At 72.8% G+C, this 17,401-nt stretch carries 16 protein-coding genes and 1 pseudogene; 5 read left to right on the forward strand and 12 right to left on the reverse strand.

Annotated elements, in window-relative coordinates:
* The first annotated feature begins 22 nt into the window (after positions 1-22).
* From AB0J69_RS38065 to AB0J69_RS38080, 4 genes and pseudogenes are all read left to right on the forward strand, one after another.
* Entirely contained in the window at positions 23-1,432 is a 1,410-nt protein-coding gene (locus AB0J69_RS38065; RefSeq protein ID WP_364127865.1) for an AlkA N-terminal domain-containing protein, read from the forward strand.
* The gene (locus AB0J69_RS38070; protein ID WP_364127868.1) at positions 1,429-1,941 is read left to right on the forward strand and encodes a methylated-DNA--[protein]-cysteine S-methyltransferase; all 513 of its coding nucleotides are present in this window, start codon (positions 1,429-1,431) and stop codon (positions 1,939-1,941) included. The genes AB0J69_RS38065 and AB0J69_RS38070 overlap by 4 nt, the downstream gene beginning before the upstream one ends.
* 31 nt (positions 1,942-1,972) lie before the next feature.
* The gene (locus AB0J69_RS38075; RefSeq protein WP_364127870.1) at positions 1,973-2,392 is read left to right on the forward strand and encodes a hypothetical protein; all 420 of its coding nucleotides are present in this window, start codon (positions 1,973-1,975) and stop codon (positions 2,390-2,392) included.
* Between the two features lie 139 nt (positions 2,393-2,531).
* Positions 2,532-2,774: pseudogene (locus AB0J69_RS38080) on the forward strand (MarR family transcriptional regulator); the annotation flags it as partial.
* On the opposite strand, the gene AB0J69_RS38085 reads toward AB0J69_RS38080, so the two are convergent.
* The 12 genes from AB0J69_RS38085 to AB0J69_RS38140 all read right to left on the reverse strand — a co-directional run bounded on the left by AB0J69_RS38085 (position 2,771) and on the right by AB0J69_RS38140 (position 13,123).
* Complete coding sequence (locus AB0J69_RS38085; protein ID WP_364127873.1) at positions 2,771-3,700, reverse strand: hypothetical protein; 930 nt, start codon at positions 3,698-3,700, stop codon at positions 2,771-2,773. The pseudogene AB0J69_RS38080 and the gene AB0J69_RS38085 overlap by 4 nt on opposite strands.
* A complete protein-coding gene (locus AB0J69_RS38090) occupies positions 3,700-4,356 on the reverse strand; it encodes a hypothetical protein (RefSeq protein WP_364127876.1) in 657 nt (218 codons plus the stop codon). Before AB0J69_RS38090 ends, AB0J69_RS38085 begins: the two co-directional genes overlap by 1 nt.
* Positions 4,353-7,091 carry a BTAD domain-containing putative transcriptional regulator gene (locus AB0J69_RS38095; RefSeq protein WP_364127879.1) on the reverse strand — a complete coding sequence of 913 codons (2,739 nt, stop codon included), beginning with the start codon at positions 7,089-7,091 and terminating at the stop codon, positions 4,353-4,355. The genes AB0J69_RS38090 and AB0J69_RS38095 overlap by 4 nt, the downstream gene beginning before the upstream one ends.
* An 83-nt stretch (positions 7,092-7,174) precedes the next feature.
* On the reverse strand, positions 7,175-7,591 hold the full coding sequence (locus tag AB0J69_RS38100; protein ID WP_364127881.1) for a flp pilus-assembly TadE/G-like family protein: 417 nt from the start codon (positions 7,589-7,591) through the stop codon (positions 7,175-7,177).
* On the reverse strand, positions 7,588-7,974 hold the full coding sequence (locus AB0J69_RS38105) for a TadE/TadG family type IV pilus assembly protein (RefSeq protein WP_364127884.1): 387 nt from the start codon (positions 7,972-7,974) through the stop codon (positions 7,588-7,590). The genes AB0J69_RS38100 and AB0J69_RS38105 overlap by 4 nt, the downstream gene beginning before the upstream one ends.
* Positions 7,971-8,402 (reverse strand): TadE family protein, encoded by a 432-nt coding sequence (locus AB0J69_RS38110; protein ID WP_364127887.1) that lies wholly within the window; start codon positions 8,400-8,402, stop codon positions 7,971-7,973. Before AB0J69_RS38110 ends, AB0J69_RS38105 begins: the two co-directional genes overlap by 4 nt.
* A complete protein-coding gene (locus tag AB0J69_RS38115; protein ID WP_364127889.1) occupies positions 8,399-8,638 on the reverse strand; it encodes a hypothetical protein in 240 nt (79 codons plus the stop codon). Before AB0J69_RS38115 ends, AB0J69_RS38110 begins: the two co-directional genes overlap by 4 nt.
* Entirely contained in the window at positions 8,638-9,558 is a 921-nt protein-coding gene (locus AB0J69_RS38120; protein ID WP_364127892.1) for a type II secretion system protein, read from the reverse strand. Before AB0J69_RS38120 ends, AB0J69_RS38115 begins: the two co-directional genes overlap by 1 nt.
* A 32-nt stretch (positions 9,559-9,590) precedes the next feature.
* Positions 9,591-10,442 (reverse strand): type II secretion system F family protein, encoded by an 852-nt coding sequence (locus tag AB0J69_RS38125; RefSeq protein ID WP_364127894.1) that lies wholly within the window; start codon positions 10,440-10,442, stop codon positions 9,591-9,593.
* Positions 10,443-10,444: 2 nt separating this feature from the next.
* Positions 10,445-11,740 (reverse strand): ATPase, T2SS/T4P/T4SS family, encoded by a 1,296-nt coding sequence (locus tag AB0J69_RS38130; RefSeq protein WP_364127897.1) that lies wholly within the window; start codon positions 11,738-11,740, stop codon positions 10,445-10,447.
* Entirely contained in the window at positions 11,737-12,453 is a 717-nt protein-coding gene (locus AB0J69_RS38135) for a hypothetical protein (protein ID WP_364127899.1), read from the reverse strand. The genes AB0J69_RS38130 and AB0J69_RS38135 overlap by 4 nt, the downstream gene beginning before the upstream one ends.
* A 1-nt stretch (position 12,454) precedes the next feature.
* Positions 12,455-13,123, reverse strand: coding sequence for a hypothetical protein (locus AB0J69_RS38140; protein ID WP_364127902.1), 669 nt, complete (start codon positions 13,121-13,123; stop codon positions 12,455-12,457).
* Positions 13,124-13,451: 328 nt separating this feature from the next.
* Here AB0J69_RS38140 and AB0J69_RS38145 point away from each other — a divergent pair.
* The coding region (locus AB0J69_RS38145; protein ID WP_364127905.1) for an FtsK/SpoIIIE domain-containing protein at positions 13,452-17,401 on the forward strand (3,950 nt) is incomplete at its 3' end.

Genomic DNA, 17,401 nt, shown 5'->3' on the forward strand with positions numbered 1-17,401 from the left:
GGGAGCGCATACTGTCGGAGGCATGTCACCACTAGAGCTGGACTTCGACTCCTGCTACCGGGCCGTCTCCGCCAGGGACTCCCGGTTCGACGGTCGTTTCTACACCGCGGTGACGACGACCCGTATCTACTGCCGTCCGATCTGCCCGGCCCGTACGCCCGCGTCCCGCAACGTGCGCTTCTACCGGCATGCCGCGTCGGCCGAGGCGGCCGGGTTCCGGCCGTGCAAGCGCTGCCGCCCCGAGCTGTCGCCCGGGGATCCCGGCTGGGACGTGCGCGGCGACCTCGTCGGGCGGGCGCTGCGGCTCATCGACGACGGGGCGGCCGACGAGCAGGGCGTCGCCGGGCTGGCCACGCGGCTGCACATCACCGAGCGCCACCTGCACCGGCTGTTCGTGGCCGAGCTGGGCGTCGGGCCGCTGGCGGTGGCCCGGACGAAGCGGCTGCTGCTGGCCAAGCAGCTCCTGACCGAGACGGGGCTGCCGGTGACGGAGGTGGCGTTCGCGGCGGGGTTCGGGAGCGTGCGGCAGTTCAACGCGACGATGCGGGAGACGTACGGCTTCACGCCCAGCGAGCTGCGCGCCACGGCGGGGCCGCGGGCGCGCAAGGCCCCCGAGGTGACGGCCGGGCCCGCGACCCTGCGGTTGCGGCTGCACCGGCGCGAGCCGTACGACGTGGACGGGGTGTTCGCGTTCCTCGCCTCTCGCGCGATTCCCGGGCTGGAGGTGGCGGACCGAACGTCGTACGCCAGAGCCGTACCGGGCGGGACGATCACGCTCACACCGCAACGGGACCACATAGCCCTGGACGTGGCGGTGGAAGACACCCGGCAGCTCGCCCGCGTGGTGGCCCGCTGCCGCCGCCTCCTCGACCTCGACGCCGACCCGGAGGCCATCTCCGAGGTCCTCGGCCAGACCTCGCTCGGCCCGCTGATCGCGGCGCGGCCCGGGCTGCGGGTGCCGGGGACGTTCGACGGGTTCGAGCTGGCCGTACGCGCGGTCGTGGGCCAGCAGATCTCGGTGGCCGGGGCCCGTACGCTGCTCGGCCGCATCGTCGCCAGGGCCGCCGCGCCCGGCGGCCTCTTCCCCACCGCCGCCCACCTCGCGGAGACCGACCTGACCGGGCTCGGCCTGACCAACCGCAGGATCGACACGCTCAAGGACCTGGCCGCCCGCCTGGCCGAGGGCCGGCTCGACCTGGACGGCGGGCAGGACCCGGCGGAGGCGGTGGCCGGGCTGCTGGAGGTGCCCGGCATCGGGCCGTGGACGGCCAGCTACATCGCGCTGCGCGCGCTGCGCGACCCCGACGCCTGGCCCACGGGCGACCTCGTGCTCAACAAGCGCATGGCCGCCCTGGGCATCCCCCAAGACCACATCGAGCGGTGGCGCCCGTGGCGGGCGTACGCCGCCCTGCACCTCTGGAGCTCCTCATGATCGCTGCCCAGCTCGTACCGACGCCGGTGGGCCCGCTCGCCCTGCTGACCCGCGAAGGGGTGCTGGTCGCCGCCGGTTTCACCGCCGATCCCACGGAGATGTTCGTCCGGCTCGCCCCGGCCCTGCAGTCGGAGGGCCTGGAGGTCGTGACCGACCCCGGGCCCGCCACGGAGGCCGTACGCGCCTACCTCGACGGCGACCTCGACGCCCTGGACGCCATCCCGGTCTCGCAGCCCGGCACCCCTACCCGCAAGCGGCTCCACGCGGCGTTGCGGGAGGTCAAGCCCGGTACGACGGTGTCGTACGCGGAGCTGGCCGAGCGGGCGGGGCTTCCCAAGACGGCGGCGCGGGCGGCGGGGTCGGCCTGCGCCCAGAACCTGATCGCACCGTTCGTGCCGTGCCATCGGGTGCTGCCCAGTTCTGGGGGGTATGGCGGGTATTACTACGGCGTACCGGTGAAAGAGTGGCTCCTCGCCCACGAATCCGGAGCAATCGTCAACCCCGGGTAATGGCTCGACTGCGTTCGGTAATTTGTTCGGCATGCCGACGCAGCAACACGAGTACCTCATCGAGCTCGTGCGCCACCGTCCCTCTCTGGTCACGTCCCTACTGGCCGAGATGGACATCAGCGTGCCGAGCTTCGATGAGGCGCGGCTGGGCAACTGCGAATGTCTGCTGCCCAGGTCAGATGCCGTAAAGCTGTACAAGGAGCTCAAGATGACCGTAGGCGTCGAGGACCTCATGCACCTCCCGTTCGTCCGTGAGTGGGTCGAACGCGGCAGAGTCGAGGGTGAGGCGAAGGGTGCGGCGAAGGCCATCGTCATGGTTCTCAACGCGCGGGGCGTGCCCGTCCCGCAGGAGGCCCGGGAACGGATCCTCGCCTGCACCGACCACGAGACCCTCGAGACCTGGATCACCAAGGCCACCACCGCCACCAGCATCGACGAGCTGTTCGACTGAGCCGCAGACCCGCGGGGCCGACGCGGCATCCCGCCGTGCCGGCCCTGGTGGTGGTCGGGCGGGGAGCGGGCGGCGGGCCTGGAGGCCGGCCGCTCCCGCGACCCCCAGCCCCAGCAGCCCCAGGAGGGCGGCGGTCCAGGCGGGGGCCGTGGTGCTCAGCCAGAGCGCGACCACACGGCTGGTGACGCGGCTGGAGAACCGGGGGCTGCTGCGGCGCTACCTGTGCGAGGACGACCGGCGGGGGATCTACTCCGAGGTCACGCCGGCCGGGCGCGAGCTGCTGGAGCAGGCCGCCCCGACGCACGACGCCGTGCTGAAGGAGGTGCTGGCCGAGGCGGCGGAGCTGCCGGAGCTGGCCCCGCTCGCCGCGGTCATCGCCTAACTGGGCTTGACGTTGCTCTGGATCTCGCCGACCGGCACGTCCCGGGTGGTCTCCAGCTCGACGGGCGCGAACTGGAACGGCACCACGTCACCCGCCACCTCGACCGGCCACACGGTCGTGACGGTCAGCGTGTACGTCTCGCGCGGCTGGTCGATCGAGGACCGCAGGTAACGCACGCCGCACGCGAACGCACCGCCCTTGACGTACGGCTTGCCCGACGTCCCGCAGCCCTCCTCGTGCACCTCGGCCCGGTCCTTGGACGTGCCCGGGTCGATCTTGATCTCCTCCAGCGTGGCCACCACGGTCGCGCTCATGACGCCGGGGATCGTCGCGGTCACCGACCTGCGCGGCTGGCCGATGCCGTCGAGCCAGACCCAGGTCGGCAGGTTCACGTAGCTCTTGGCGTCGGGGTTCAGCTTGACGGTCGGCTCGGGCACGGTCAGCGCGGCCCGGGCGATCTCGGCCAGCTCCTGGATCGTGATCCCGGACGGCGGCGTGGTGCCGGGCGGGACGAAGACGAATGGGTCGAGGCTGGAGAAGCAGGCCTCGCCCTTGGGATCGGAGGCGTTGTACGCCGGCCCCCACCAGCGCCCATCCTTGCCGATCTTGTCCTGGAACTGCTTGAGGAACGCCTTGAACTTCTCCTCGGTGGGGTTCGGGGTGAACCTGAACCAGTACGCTCGCAGCGACTCCTGCGACTTGAGCATCTCGCTCGCGTCCAGGCCGGGCTCGTACCAGCAGGGACGCTTGAGCACGTAACCGTCGGCCCTGCCGCCCCGCGCGCCGTCGCCCGAGATGACGATCTTGGAGTTGAAGAGCTCGACGCCTTTCGTCCTGCCCTCGTCGATGGGGGCGCCGCTCGGCGGTTCCGGTGCGGCGCCGGCCAGCAACGTGCCCGCGACGACCATCGATATCAGGCCCTTCATCAGGTGCACCCCTTCAAGTCGTAGCGAAATCCCCTGATCCGCCAGACACCGTCGTCACCGCGGTGCGCGAGCAGGACCTGGAGGTACGGAGCGCGCACCCACAAGGGCTGGGGCGCGACCGCCTTGCCGGTACGTGTGGAGACCACGCGCGCGCCTGTCTCGTCCACACATGCGTTGACCTGCGCGCCCTTGTCCATCACCGCGGCTACCCGCAGGTCGTAGAGCCGGGTCGCGCCTTTCACCGTCTTCTCCTTCTCGGTGTAGCCGTGCACCCAGTCGTACGCTTCGCGGACGCCGGTCAGTTCGAGATCCAGACCTTTCAGGTATCGATCGCTTCCCGAGACGAGCGCCTTCCTGGAGGCCACGTAGTAGTCCGCCATGAGATCGATGAGCGGGTCCCGGCCGGCGGGCCAGTCGATGTCCACCCGGAGCTTGCCGCCGCCGATCGAGATCGTCTCGGGGCCCGGCGTGCGGGCCGGCTCGTTCCCGGTCTCGCTGCCGGTCTCGCTCCGGGACGCGCTCGTGGTCCCGGACGGGGAGGGGGCCGTGGTGGCGCCCTCCTGCGGCCGGTACGGCCGTTCGGGCGGCGCGCAACCCGTCATGAGCAGCCCCGTCATGGGGAGCAGGGTCAGCGCCACCATCGCCGCACGTCTCATGCCGACGACTCCCTCACCACATGGATGCGCCACGTAGGCAGCAGTTCCTCGATCAACGCCTCGGTCTCGGGGGCCATCCCGCCCCCGTACGGGTGCGAGGCCGCCCGGCGGGTCAGCCCCTCGACGACGGCACGCAGGCGCACGATGTCCTCGGTGGCGTGCGTGGCCCGCAGCAGGTCGCGCCAGAGTCCCTCGTCGTCGGGCGCCAGCAGCAGCGCCGCGCGTACGGCGGCCACGGCGGCGTCCGGCTGGCCGTTCGCGAGCCGGAGCTCGCAGAGCTGGTGCGCGGCGTCGGCCACGGCGGCGGTGACGTCGTACTCCAGGTCATCGGCCGCCAGCCAGGCGTACCGGCCAGGGCGGCGGGCGGCCAGCAGCGGGCCGCGTACGAGGCCGAGCGCCTTCTCCAGCAGGACGGCCCTGGCCGTGGGGTCGCCGTGCGAGCGGCGGACGAGCTCGCGGAACAGCGCCCAGTCCGTACGCACGTCGGGCCCCAGCCGCAGCCGGCCGGCCTCGTCGGTGAGCAGGTGCTCGGGCCCGAGCCACTCGGCGACCCTGGCGATCGTGGCGTCCCTGACCATGTCCTGCACGCCGCGCGGCCACAACACGCCCCCGAGCACCACGGGATGGACGCCGCCCACGTGCGTGGACAGGTAGACCAACAGTTCGGTGGCCAGCTCCATCCGCCCCTCCTCCAGGGCGGGCAGGCCGGAGATCTCGACCGGGCCGAGGATCCTGATCTCCACGGCGGGCGGGTGCAGCCCGCCCAGCGGCTCGGCCTCCGGGATGACCTCGCCTTCGAGGCGGTCGGCCGTGCGGAAGAGGTCGATCAGCGCGCGGTAGTGGCGGCGCGGCAGGAGCTGGGCCTCCACCTCGAAGCCCAGCTCGGCGAGCCTGGCCTTGCCGTCCTCGCTGATCTCCAGGGTCCAGGTGGCGTGCGGGACCTCGCCCGCCAGCACGTATCCGGCGGTGTCGTGGCGGGCCAGCAGCGCCAGGCGGCGGGCCTCCTCGTGCGTGGGCGCCACCGAGGACAGCAGGTAGTGGGCGCCGCGCGGGCTGCCGGTGATGCGGCCGGTCAGCACCTCCCGGCGCGGCGCGGCGCTCGCCTCCAGCTCGGGCAGCACCTCCGCCAGGCTGCCGACCGCCCTGATCCGGCCGGGCGCGATCGCGGTCAGCTCCTCGCCGAAGCCGACGAGCGTGATGCGCATCCGGTCGGACCAGCGGTTCGTGGCCAGCTCGACGGCGAGGGCGGCCAGCGCGGCGGTGGTCTGCGGGCCGCGCACGTTGATCAGGCCCTGCGCCGCCTCCAGGTCGATCAGCACGCGCCCGCCGGCGTCCGTGCCGATGGAGACCAGCCCCGGGTAGGGTGCCCCGCCCTGCTGTCCCCGGTCCGGGAGCAGCCGGCCCTCGTGGGCGGGCAGCCGCCAGATCTGGCCGCCGTCCGCCGCCGTCCAGGGGGCCGGCGGGTCCGCGTCCGGCGGGTGGATCCACAGGTCGAGGGTGCGCGCGGACAGATGTGCCCCGTACACGGTGGGCGGCGTGCGGCGCTGGGCGGCCAGCTCGGCGCCGAGCACGCGCAGCCCGACGTCCAGCACGCGGGCGCCGGGCGCGTCGCCGCCCAGCCGGAGCGCGACCTCGGCCTGGGCGGCGTCGTCGCGGGGGCGGACGATCCGGCGGCCGAACATCCGCCGCCAGAGCTGCTCGCGGCGCCGCCTGGCCAGCACGAGCAGCAGCCCCGCGGCGGCCAGGGAGGCGGCGGCGAGGTAGCCGGTCAGGTCGCCGTCCTGGCTCTCACGGATGACGGTCTCCTGGTCGCGCGGGTCCTGGCGCTCCTGGCGCTCCTGGCGGTCGGCCTGAGTGCCGCCCTGCTGGTCCGGCTGGCGGTGCTTGCCCTCGCCTCTTTCGGGGGTCTGCCGCTTCTCGGTATCTGCCTTGGAGTCGCGGTCCACGTGTGCCCGGCCCGGGTGCTCGCGCAGGGTCTGCTGGCGGGGCTGGTCGGCGGGGACGATGTGCACGTTCCTGGCGTCGTCCGGCATGTCGAGCACCCAGCCGGGCCTGATCAGGTCGGCCATCCTGAGCCGGCTGCCGTCCGGCTGCTCCTTCACCTGATTGAGCCGGTAGATCTCGGGATATCGGCGGCCGTCTCCCAGGCACTTCTCGGCGATCTCCCACAGGCTCTCGTGGTGGCGCCCGTGCGGCGGCTGCACCACGTACACCTTCTTGGTCTTCTGCGTCTCCAGCGTCTGCTCGACGAGCGGCGCCGAGTACGCGACCGCCGTCACCGGCGGGGCGGCCGGCGTGGGCGCCAGCCTCGCGATCGGCGCCACCATCGCCCCGGCCGTGAACAGCAGCAACGCGGCCGAGACGAGCTTGTTGGCCAGGAACTGCATGCCGCCGGACATCGGCACGCGGGCGGGCATGCCCACCCGGCGGACCCCGGCGTACACCTCGACCAGCACGCACACGAAGAGCTGGAACCAGGCGATCCACACCAGCAGCACGAGCACGGCGATCATCGTGCTCGGGCCGACGTTGCTGGTCAGCACGTCGAGGTCGAGCAGCTCGGGCGCGAGTGGCGGCCCGACGAAGGTGAGCAGCGCGTACGGCACGCCGCCCACGAGCGCCACCAGCACGATCAGCGCCCCGATCCCGGCCAGCACGTCGCCGGCGCTGCGCCTGGCCGGCACGCGCACAGGAACGTGACGTCCGTGTGGACGCGCGGGCTCTCGCGTCGGCATCGCCTCTCCCTTCCCCGGTCCAGCGTCGTGGCTCGTGTGTCCCGCATCCATCGAGTAGCGGGATTCGGTCTATCTCGCTTCGGCTATCTCGCTTCGGGGACGGCGCTGGCCTCGCCGGTCATCTCGGCCCCGGGGAAACCGATCGCGCTCAGGAAGAACGCCTCCCACCGCACCGACACGGTGACCGTCACCTGCGCCTGGCCCTGGCCGACCGAGCACTCGCCGGGCGACACGTCGTCGCCGCCCTGGGCCGCGACGATCTCGTCGGCCCTGGCACACACCTGTTCCTCGCCGAGCAGCCGCGTCTGCCCCGTCTGGCGGAGGTGGTCGACGTCGAGCTGGTCGGCGCCGGCCCGGGCGGCCTGCTCGGCCACGTCGGCGGCGCGCAGCCGGGCGTTGATCGCCGACCCGCCGTCCACCAGCAGCCCGGCCAGCAGGAACACGACCACGGAGAACAGCACGGTGAACACCGACATGGACCCCCGCTCGCCGGTCCTCATTCGATCCTCCTGAACTGCTCCAGCGGCACCACGGCCGTCCCCGTGAGCTGCTTGGTGCCGCCGAATCCGAGGAAGGACAGGTCCAGCTCGCACGTCACCTCGGCCTGGACCTGGCCGCCCTGCTCCCATTCGGACCCGTCCAGGGAGACGGAGGAGGACCGGCAGGGCTCCTTGAGCACGCCCGTGGCGATCGCCTCGGCGGCGGCTTCGGCCTCGTCGAGCGAGCGCTGCACGGACGCGGCGCGGGCGGCGTCGCGCGCCGCCCCGTTGACCCGTCCCTGCGACTCCACCAGCACCCCGGCCCCGGCCAGGAACATGAGGAACAGCAGGAAGACAGGGGCCAGCATGACCGTCTCCACCGCCATCGAGCCCCGCTCGTTCATACGCAGTCCTCGCCGCCGTTGTCGGGGCGGAAGCACTCGACGGGGCCGCCCGCGGTGGCGGTGATCGTGAAGGCCAGGTCGGGCAGCAGCGGGATGACCTGTACGGCGCTGCCGGTCACCGTGACGAAACGCTCGTCGGGCTCCTTCTCGGACGTCGTGGCGGTGGCCTCCCGCAGCAGCCGGGGGCCGATGGTACGGACGATCTCGGTGGCCTTCCCGGCGGCCGCGCCCTCCCAGTCGCCCGAGTCGAACGGGGCGGCCCTGGCCACGCGGGCGCCCTCCCTGGCCGCCGCCTCCGCGACCTGCCGGGCGTGGAACCAGAGGGCGACCTGCACGATGAGCAGCACGGTCGCGAGGATGACCGGCATGAGCAGGGCCAGCTCGATCACCGTCACGCCGCGCTCGTCCCGTCGCGGCCGGACTCTCACGGAGTGCCACCACCGCCGTCGCCGCCACCGCCACCCCCGAAGGTGTCCTGGAGGTTGCTCTGCTGCTGCTCGACCAGGGTTTTGATCAAGGTGGCCAGGCCGAGGGCGACACCGGCGATGATGGCGGTGATGATCACCCATTCGACGGCGGAGGCGCCCCGGGTGGGTGCCGTGCGGGCACGGTGCACGCGGTCGCCCAGGTACGCGGTGAGGTAAACGATCCAGGGATGGTTCATCAGACCCCCAACATCTTCATAGCGGCGGGAAAACTGAGAAAAATCACGAAACCGGCGCAGAGCAGGAGCTGGGCCACCAGCATCGACTGGGAACGCTCGCCCGCCCGGCCCTCGATCTCGGCCAGCTCGCGGCGGCGCAGCGTGGCGGCCCTGGCGGTGAGCGAGGCGCGTACCTTCGCGCCGTCGTCCGCCACCAGGCCGAGCGCGGCGGACAGGTCGCGCAGCTCGTCGACGTTGATCTCCTCGCCGAGCTGGCCGAGCGCCTGCCACGGCGTGATGCCGACGATCCGGGCGCCTCTCAGCGCGTCGCGGATGCGGCCCATCGCCCAGTTGGGCTGCTCTCCGCTGACCGAGACGGCCATCATCAGGGCCTCGGGCACGCCCCGGCCGCCGGCCAGGTTCATGGAGACCAGGTCGAGGAAGGCGCCGACGACGTGGCGGAAGTCGCGCCGCTTGGCCGCCGCGTCCTTCTTCACCTGCAGGTCCGGCAGGAAGAAGAAGACGATGGCCACGAGCACGGCGGCCCAGAACGGGATGGCCAGGGAGGTGCCCCACTCCATGAGCACCAGCCAGGCGAGGAGCAGCGGGAAGGCGAGCAGCCCGCTGGCCGCCAGCAGCACCTTGGTGGCCAGGAACGCCTCGAACGAGCGGCCGACCAGGGCCAGGTCCGCCTTGACCGACCTGGCCTCCCAGCCGCGGGCGCCGTACAGGCGGGCCAGCCGGGCGCCGAGACCGCGGCGGAACGCGCTGACCTCCTCGTCGGGCAGCACGAGCTGGATACGGGGGGCGCCCGTGTCCTCGCGTACGGCGTCGAGCGCGAGCAGCCGCGCCACCAGCCCGGGTCGGGCCGGGAAGAGCGCCCGCAGCAGTACGAACAGACCGAGCCCGAGCACGGCGCCGGCCAGCGCGCCCTCAACCATCGCCGCGTCCTCTCACCGGGACCGGCACGACCTCAGCCATTGCCGCCGCCTCCTCCCATGAGCAGCCGCGTGGGCTTGTCGAACCTGGCCAGCCGCCGCATCCAGGCGAACCCGGCCCCGAACAGCCCCGCCACGACCACCAGCACGGCCTGGCCGAGGAAGCCCTCGTACTCGGCGACGTAGGAGGGGTTGAACAGCACGAGGATCCCGGCGAAGACGAGCGCGGTGATCACCACGATCTGCACGCTGCGCCTGGTGGAGCGGCGCTCGGCCTCGACGCGGCGGCGCATGTCGAGCTCCTCGCGGGCCGAGACGGCCAGCGCGCCCAGCACGTCGCGCAGGCCGGGGCCGCGCAGCTTGGAGTTGAGGATGAGCGCGGCCACCACGAGGTCGGCCGAGGGGTCGTCGAGCTCGTCGGCGAAGCGGGCGAGCGCCTCCGGCAGCGCCATCCTGGTGTGCAGCCGGTCGATCATGGCCCGCAGGTGCGGCCTGAGCGTGGGCGCGGCGGCCCTGATCGACGACGGGATGGCCTGTTCGAGCCCGGCGGCGCCGGCGATCGTGTCGCGCAGCGACTCCGTCCAGGCGGCCAGCCCTTCCAGGCGGTGCATGGCGGCGCGCTCCTCGGCGGCGCCGCCCGCCAGGCCGCGCCAGGCGAACACGAGCAGCACCGTGCCGACCGCCACGACCGGCCAGCCGGTGATGATCAGGACCATGGTGGCGGCCACGGCGGCCACCGCGGCGCGGGTGGTCAGCATCTTGACCAGGTGGCGCCTGGGCCGGGTCGGGCGGGGGCGCAGGCCGTACAGGGAGAGGACGAGCAGGAACAGGCCGCCCCCCGCCACGGCGCCGGACAGCAGCGCCAGCGGGTCGAACGTGAACGGCATCGCTACCAGCCCCCCGGGGAGTAGCCGTGGGCGGCGAGCTCCTCCAGGCAGGAGACCGGCGCGTGCGGGAGTGCGGTGCCGTCGGGACCGGGCACGAACACCTCGCTGGACAGGACGCGGCCGTCGCAGCCGTTGACCTCGCGGATGCTGGAGACGTAGCGGCGCAGGGTGCCGCCGACGTGATAGTCGTTGCGCTTCTCGATGAAGACCACGAAGTCGATGGCGCCCGCGATGAGCATGTGGGTGGCGTCGATGGGCAGGCGCTCGCTGGCCTGCAGGGCGTAGGTGGCGATGCGGTTGAAGACCTCCATGCTGGAGTTGGCGTGGATGGTCGACAGGGAGCCGTCGTTGCCCTGGGTCATCGCGTTGAGCATGGTGACGATCTCGTCGCCGAGGACCTCGCCGACGATGACGCGGCTGGGGTTCATCCGGAGCGAGCGCCTGACGAGCTCGGCCATGGAGATCTCGCCCTGGCCCTCGGAGTTGGGCAGGCGCTGCTCGAAGGCGACCACGTTGGGGTGGAGCTCGGGGAACTGGTCGAGGCCGAGCTCCAGGGCGCGCTCGACGGTGATGAGGCGCTCGTTGGGCGGGATCTCGTTGGCCAGGGCGCGCAGCAGGGTGGTCTTCCCCGCGTTGGTGGAGCCGGCGATCATGATGTTCTTGCGGGCGGCGACGGCGGCGGCCAGGAAGCGCCCGACGTCCGGACTTATCGTGCCGTTGCCCACGAGATCGGACATGAACACCTTGCCCAGGCGGGCGCGGCGGATCGAGACGGCCGGCCGGACCGTGACGTCCATGACCGCGCTCAGCCGGGAGCCGTCCGGCAGGCGCAGGTCGAGCTGGGGGTTGGCGGTGTCGAACGGCCTGCTCGACAGCCCCGAGTACGCGGCCAGGATCTGGATCAGCTCGATCAGCTCGTCGTCGGAGTCGGCGACCGGGTCCTGCATGAGCTCCTGGCCGTCGGCGTAGCTGACGAACACCTTGTCGCAGCCGTTGATGTCGATGTTCTCGACCTGGGCGTCGTCGAGCAGCGGCTGCAGCCGGCCCACCCCGAACAGCGCCGCGTGGATGCCCGCCGCGAGCGCCTCTTCCTCCTCCACGGTGGGCGGGGTGCGGCCGAGGCCGATCTCGCTGCGGGCGTGCTCCTCCAGCACCTGGGAGATCAGCGCCCTGGCGAACTGGCGCTCGTCCTCCCCGCTCATCGGGGGCAGGCCGTTGGCCTGGTCGAGCCGGCGCTGGTGGGCCAGGCGGTCGCCGACCTCCTGGCGGAAGCGCTTGACGAGAGAGTGGTCGATCATCGGTGGCTCACCAGCCTCGCCGCCAGGTCCCTGGCCGTACGGATGAGGAGCGATCGGTCCAGTCGGCCGCCCCACTGGCCGCGCAGGAGCTCGGCGCCCTTGGGGTCGTACGCCAGGCCGTGCACGAACTGGACGCTCGGGCCGACGATCCTGCGTACGTCCTCGATCGAGCCCCGGTAGTTGCGCGGGTCGGCGATCACGACCACGCCGTGCGCCTTGGTGATCTGCAGGCGCTCGCGCAGGTGGGCCACGTGGTCGAGGGTGGCCCTGGTGAGCAGCACGACCTGCTCGGCCTCGGCGATCAGGTCACCGATCTGCGGGTGTGCGCCCAGGCGGCCGCAGTCGGCGATCACGTCGGCGTTCGGGATGGCGGCCAGCACCCTGCCCAGCGGGCCCCACATCCAGGTGAGCCCGGCCGCCTGCTCGCCGTGCGTGAGCCCGGCCAGCACGTCGAGACCACCGATGATCTTCTGCGTGTGCTGGTGGATCTGCGCCGGTTCGAGCCCGCGGCGCGCGGTGGCGCCCAGCGTGAGCAGGCCGCGGCCGGGGTTCAACACCCCGCCGCCGGCCGCGGGCAGCCGGTAGGCGAGGTCGCCGCCCGCCGGGTCGCATTCGGCCAGCAGCACCGGACGCGGCCAGACCGCCGCCAGGGCCGTGGCGGCGGTGGTCACCCCCGGCGCGCCCTTGTCGGCGGCCAGTACGATCAGCGCCACGTCAGCGTTCCCCCGGGAGCTCGGCCACCGCGATCTCCCCGCTGGAAGCGGAGGCCACTATTTCCGGCGCCGCCGCCGAATCGACGACCACGGTGATCTGGCCGGAATTTCCCGTTCTCGACCTGTCACCCACGGCGAAGACCAGCGCTCTCGCGGCGAGTACGCGGCTTTCTCCCTGACTCGACCGGCTCGGTACGAATATCACCTGAACCCGGTCGCCCTCCTGCACGCCCGCCGGCATTTGCCCCGGCTTGAGCGCGAGCCCGACCGTGGCCTTTCCCGGCCCCAGCTCGCTGCTGGCCCGCACGCCCATCTGGTTGGTCAGGAGGGTGCCGGGAAGGAGGGTGACGGTTGCGAAGCTTTCGAGCACCTGCGCCCGCTGCGACCAGGAGACGAACTCGACGCCCGTGTCGGCGATCTTCACTTCCTCGATCGCCTGCTGGGTGAACTTCTGACCTGCGCCGATCTGCTGGGTGACGCGGATCGCGGAGATGCGGTCGCCGCTGCGCAGGACGAGCAGGGTCGTGGCCAGCGCGCCGCCGAGGATGAGCAGGACGGCCAGCGCGGCCAGCGCGGGCTTGCGTTCCCTGGGTGGCACGGGGAGCTTGCGCGAGGCCGGGCCGGACAACCCCGCCGCCGCGTTGGCGGCAGGCTTTTCACTGGTCCTCATGGGTGGGGGGCTCCCGAAGTGAATTGCGGAATTCACGCCATTATGTGGCGATCGATCCGAGCCTGTAGGCGAAATTCGGGGACCCATGCTTGTTTCGCAGGTGACATGATGTCAAGCCGAAATAATCGATGCCTATTGTTTCTATCAAGTTGACGAGTGATGATTTTTCGGGCTAGCCGCCACTTCAATAACTTCCGGCACTCCAATCACATTCTTTGGGGAATCTGCCCCCTGCATCCCGTCGGCCATGCCATTGCCGTCAACCGGCGCGCCAGGCCACGTTCCGGACGCTACCTTTGCGCCCGAAGTCGACCGAGGAGACGGCACCATGCGGATCATGCTCACCGTGATCGGCGGGCAGGGCGATCGTGACGTCGTGATCGACGGCGACGACGGCGCCACGGTGGCGAGGCTGAGCGAGGCGCTCAGCGATCAGGGGCCACTGGCGGAGGTGGTCCGGCTGCCCAAGGCCCGGGCGCCCTACGGCATGACGGCGTCCGGCGGCGTCGGCGCGCACGTGCCCAGGCCACGCCGGCCGGAGCGCTCCGACATGGGGCCGCCGGCCCTGTGGCGGGACGGCCGGCCGCTCGACCCGCGCGCCCCGGCCGCCGCCGTGCTGCGCGACGGCGACAAGGTCACGCTCGACCCCCACCTCGCCCGCGCCACCGTCGTCGAGGAGCCCGGCGGGGTCGCCGAGGTGCGCGTGGTGGGCGGACCGGCGGCCGGGGCGGTGCACCGGCTGGGACTGGGCGTGCACGTCATCGGCTCCGACCCGATGTGCGCGATGGCGGCCGACGACCCGGCGCTGGCTCCGGAGGCGGTGACCGTACGCGTGACGCCGGAGGCGATCACCGTGGAGCGGGCGTGGCGGCCGCGCGGCGAGGCGCCCAGGATCAAGCTCAAGGGGCGCTGGGCCGAGGAGGTGGCCGAGCTCACCGCGCGTACGGCCGAGCGCGAGGCCGCCGAGCACGCGGCCGGCTACGACGAGGTGCCCGAGCTCGACGGGCGACCGCTCACCGAGCCGGTGGAATGGCCCGACCAGGCCGTACTGACCTGCGGGTCCTCGGTGTTCGTGCTGACCTCCATCGAGCCGAGGGACGCGCACCTGGCACCCCGGACCGAGGGCGGCGTCGCCTACAACCGCCCGCCCAGGCTGCTGCGGCCCGAGCCCCAGCGCAAGTTCGTCAAGCCCAAGGAGCCGGGCCGGAACGAGGGGTTGCGCCTGCAGTTGCTGGCCGCCTGCCTCCCGGCCGTGCTCGGGCTGACCCTGGCGATCGCCCTCAAACAGTGGTACTACCTGCTCGTCGCCCTCATGACGCCGGTCATCATGATCGGCCAGTGGTGGAGCGACCGGCGGCACGGCAAGAAGCAGCACAAGAAGGCGCTCAAGGAGTACGAGGAGCAGGTCAGGGCGTACGACGAGGCCGTGGAGCGGGCCCGGGCCGCCGACGAGGCCGCCCGCAGGTCCGACGCGCCCGACCCGGCGCAGGTGCTGCTGACGGCCACGGGGCCGCGCAGGCGGCTGTGGGAGCGCCGGATCCACGACTCCGACGCGCTCAGGCTGCGCGTCGGGCTCGCCGACCTGCCCGCCGACCTGGACCTGTCGGAGGAGCAGGGCGGGCCCATCGACCCGCCGATCTGCCGTTCCGTGCCGGTGGCGCTGCCCATGCGGCGGCTGGGGGTGGCCGGCGTGACGGGGCCGCGCTCATCGGCGACCAGCCTGGCCGGCTGGCTGGTCGCCCAGGCCGCCACCCTGCACAGCCCGCGTGACCTGGCCATCGTGGTGGTGTCCGCGCACGCCGACGCCGAGCGGCGCTGGGGCTGGCTGCGCTGGTTGCCGCACTGCGCGCCCCGGGCGGGCGAGGAGTGCGTGGCGCTGGTGGGCACCGACCCCGACTCGGCCGCCCGCCGGGTCGCGGAGCTGGCCGCCCTCATCGACGAGCGCCAGAACACCGCCATCCCCGAGCTGGGCAAGATCCCCACCGGCTGGGACGACCTCGGCGGGCCGGAGAAGCCCACGTTCTCCTCCTACGACGTGCGCCCCTACGACGTGCTGGTGATCCTCGACGGCGCCCAGGTCCTGCGCGGCCTGCCCAACATGCCTCAGGTGCTGCGCCAGGGCCCGCGCTCCGGCGTGTACACGCTGGCCATCGACGACGACCAGCGCCTGCTGCCCGAGGAGTGCCAGACTGTGGCCGCGTGCGGCACCGACGGTCTCGTCCGCCTGCGCGGCGGCGGCCTCGACGTCATCGGCCCGGTCCTGGCCGACCTCGTCTCGGCCCCCTGGTGCGACCGCCTGGCCCGGGCGCTGTCCCCGATCCGCGACGTGAGCCGGGACGACCCCGGCGGCAACCTCCCCGACGCGGTACGCCTCCTCGACCTGATGGGCATGCCCGTCCCCTCCGGCAAGGAGCTGGCCGCCCAGTGGGGCGACCAGGGCAGCACCAAGGCGCTCATCGGCGTCGGCCCGGACGGCCCGTTCTCGGTGGACCTCAGACTCGACGGCCCCCACGGGCTCGTCGCCGGCACCACCGGCGCGGGCAAGTCGGAGCTGCTGCAGACGCTGATCTGCTCGCTGGCGGTGGCCAACCGGCCGGACCAGCTCACGTTCGTGCTGATCGACTACAAGGGCGGCGCCGCGTTCAAGGAGTGCGTACGCCTGCCGCACACGGTCGGCATGGTCAGCGACCTGGACGGCCACCTGACGCAGCGGGCCCTCGACTCGCTGGCGGCCGAGATCCGGCGGCGGGAGCGGCTGCTGGCGGCGGCCGGGGCCAAGGACATCGAGGACTACGCGGGGCCGGGGCTGCCGCGCCTGGTGCTGATCATCGACGAGTTCGCCGCCCTGGTGGCCGAGCTGCCGGACTTCGTGACCGGGCTGGTGGACATCGCGCGCAGGGGCCGGTCGCTGGGGATCCACCTGATCCTGGCCACGCAGCGGCCCGCCGGTGTGGTGACCGCCGACATCCAGGCCAACACCTCGCTGCGGATCGCGCTGCGGGTGACCGAGCCCGCCGAGTCGGCCGACGTCATCGACCTGCCGGACGCCGCGCACATCTCCAAGTCCACGCCCGGCCGCTGTTACGTGCGGTCAGGGGTGGGGGCCGCGGTGGCCGTCCAGACGGCCAGGGTCGGCGGCCGCAGCCCCGCCGCGCCCGGTGTCGCTTCCGTGCCGGGCGGTGAGGTACGGGTGCTGGACGTGGACTGGCGCGCCCTCGGGAAGGCGCTTCCACCGCCCCCGCGGCCCGAGGAGGAGGACTCCACGACCACGGACCTCACCCTCGCCGCCGACGCCCTGATCGAGGCCGCCCGGCTGGCCGGCGTGCCCGTCCAGCCCAGCCCGTGGCTGGACCCCCTGCCCACCCGCCTCGTCCTGGACCTCCCCGACGGGGGGCACGGGCCCTCGGACACCCGCGGGACCACAGGGGTGCTCGCCGCGCCCCACCCACTCACCGGCGCGGACGCGGGCGGCGGGGCGGAGGCGTTCGCCGAGGTGCCGCCGCTGCCGTTCGGGATCACCGACCGGCCGTGGGCGCAGGACCGGCACCCGCTGGCGCTCGACGTGGCCCACGGCGGGCACCTGCTGATCGCCGGGGCCGCGCGCAGCGGCAGGTCGACGGCGCTGCGCACGATCGCGGGCGCCATCGCCGCGTACGCCTCCCCCGATGACGTGCACCTGCACGCGGTCGACTGCGGCTCGGGCGCGCTGCTGCCGCTGGTGGCCATGCCCCATTGCGGCGCCGTGGTCACCCGCGACCAGCTCGACCGGGTGGAGCGGCTGCTGACGCGGCTGCGGGCCGAGGTGGGCCGCCGCCAGCAACTCCTGGCCGAGGCCGGGCACGCGTCGCTGGCCGAATACCGGCAGGCAGGCCATCGGCTGCCCTGGATGGTGTTCATGCTCGACCGCTGGGAGGGCTTCGTGGCCGCGTTCGAGGGCTACGACTACGGGCGGCTGATCGAGGCGCTGCTCCAGCTGCTGCGGGAGGGCGCGGCGGTCGGGTTCAGGGCGGTGGTCACCGGCGACCGGTCCGGGCTGCTCGGCCAGGTCTCGACGGTCTTCGATGACCGCCTGCTCCTGCGCCTGTCCGACTCCTCCGACTACGGCCTGGCGGGCTTCCCGCTCAAGGGCCTGCCCTCCGTCATGCCGCCCGGCCGAGCCCTGTCGATGGGCGAGCACGGCATCGTGGAGCACCACATCGCGCTGCTGGCCCACGACCCGGCCGGCCCGGCGCAGGTGGCGGCGCTCCAGGCCCTGGCCCGCGTACTGCAGGCGGTGCC

Origin of the sequence: Nonomuraea sp. NPDC049709, assembly GCF_040674815.1 — a bacterium.
GTDB lineage: Bacteria > Actinomycetota > Actinomycetes > Streptosporangiales > Streptosporangiaceae > Nonomuraea.

Bases quoted from the DNA above. Each gene is read 5' to 3' on its own strand.
- AB0J69_RS38065 (WP_364127865.1), top strand. From the start codon at position 23: ATGTCACCACTAGAGCTGGACTTCGACTCCTGCTACCGGGCCGTCTCC.
- AB0J69_RS38070 (WP_364127868.1), top strand. From the start codon at position 1,429: ATGATCGCTGCCCAGCTCGTACCGACGCCGGTGGGCCCGCTCGCCCTG.
- AB0J69_RS38075 (WP_364127870.1), top strand. From the start codon at position 1,973: ATGCCGACGCAGCAACACGAGTACCTCATCGAGCTCGTGCGCCACCGT.
- AB0J69_RS38085 (WP_364127873.1), bottom strand. From the start codon at position 3,700: ATGAAGGGCCTGATATCGATGGTCGTCGCGGGCACGTTGCTGGCCGGC.
- AB0J69_RS38090 (WP_364127876.1), bottom strand. From the start codon at position 4,356: ATGAGACGTGCGGCGATGGTGGCGCTGACCCTGCTCCCCATGACGGGG.
- AB0J69_RS38095 (WP_364127879.1), bottom strand. From the start codon at position 7,091: ATGCCGACGCGAGAGCCCGCGCGTCCACACGGACGTCACGTTCCTGTG.
- AB0J69_RS38100 (WP_364127881.1), bottom strand. From the start codon at position 7,591: ATGAGGACCGGCGAGCGGGGGTCCATGTCGGTGTTCACCGTGCTGTTC.
- AB0J69_RS38105 (WP_364127884.1), bottom strand. From the start codon at position 7,974: ATGAACGAGCGGGGCTCGATGGCGGTGGAGACGGTCATGCTGGCCCCT.
- AB0J69_RS38115 (WP_364127889.1), bottom strand. From the start codon at position 8,638: ATGAACCATCCCTGGATCGTTTACCTCACCGCGTACCTGGGCGACCGC.
- AB0J69_RS38120 (WP_364127892.1), bottom strand. From the start codon at position 9,558: ATGGTTGAGGGCGCGCTGGCCGGCGCCGTGCTCGGGCTCGGTCTGTTC.
- AB0J69_RS38125 (WP_364127894.1), bottom strand. From the start codon at position 10,442: ATGCCGTTCACGTTCGACCCGCTGGCGCTGCTGTCCGGCGCCGTGGCG.
- AB0J69_RS38130 (WP_364127897.1), bottom strand. From the start codon at position 11,740: ATGATCGACCACTCTCTCGTCAAGCGCTTCCGCCAGGAGGTCGGCGAC.
- AB0J69_RS38140 (WP_364127902.1), bottom strand. From the start codon at position 13,123: ATGAGGACCAGTGAAAAGCCTGCCGCCAACGCGGCGGCGGGGTTGTCC.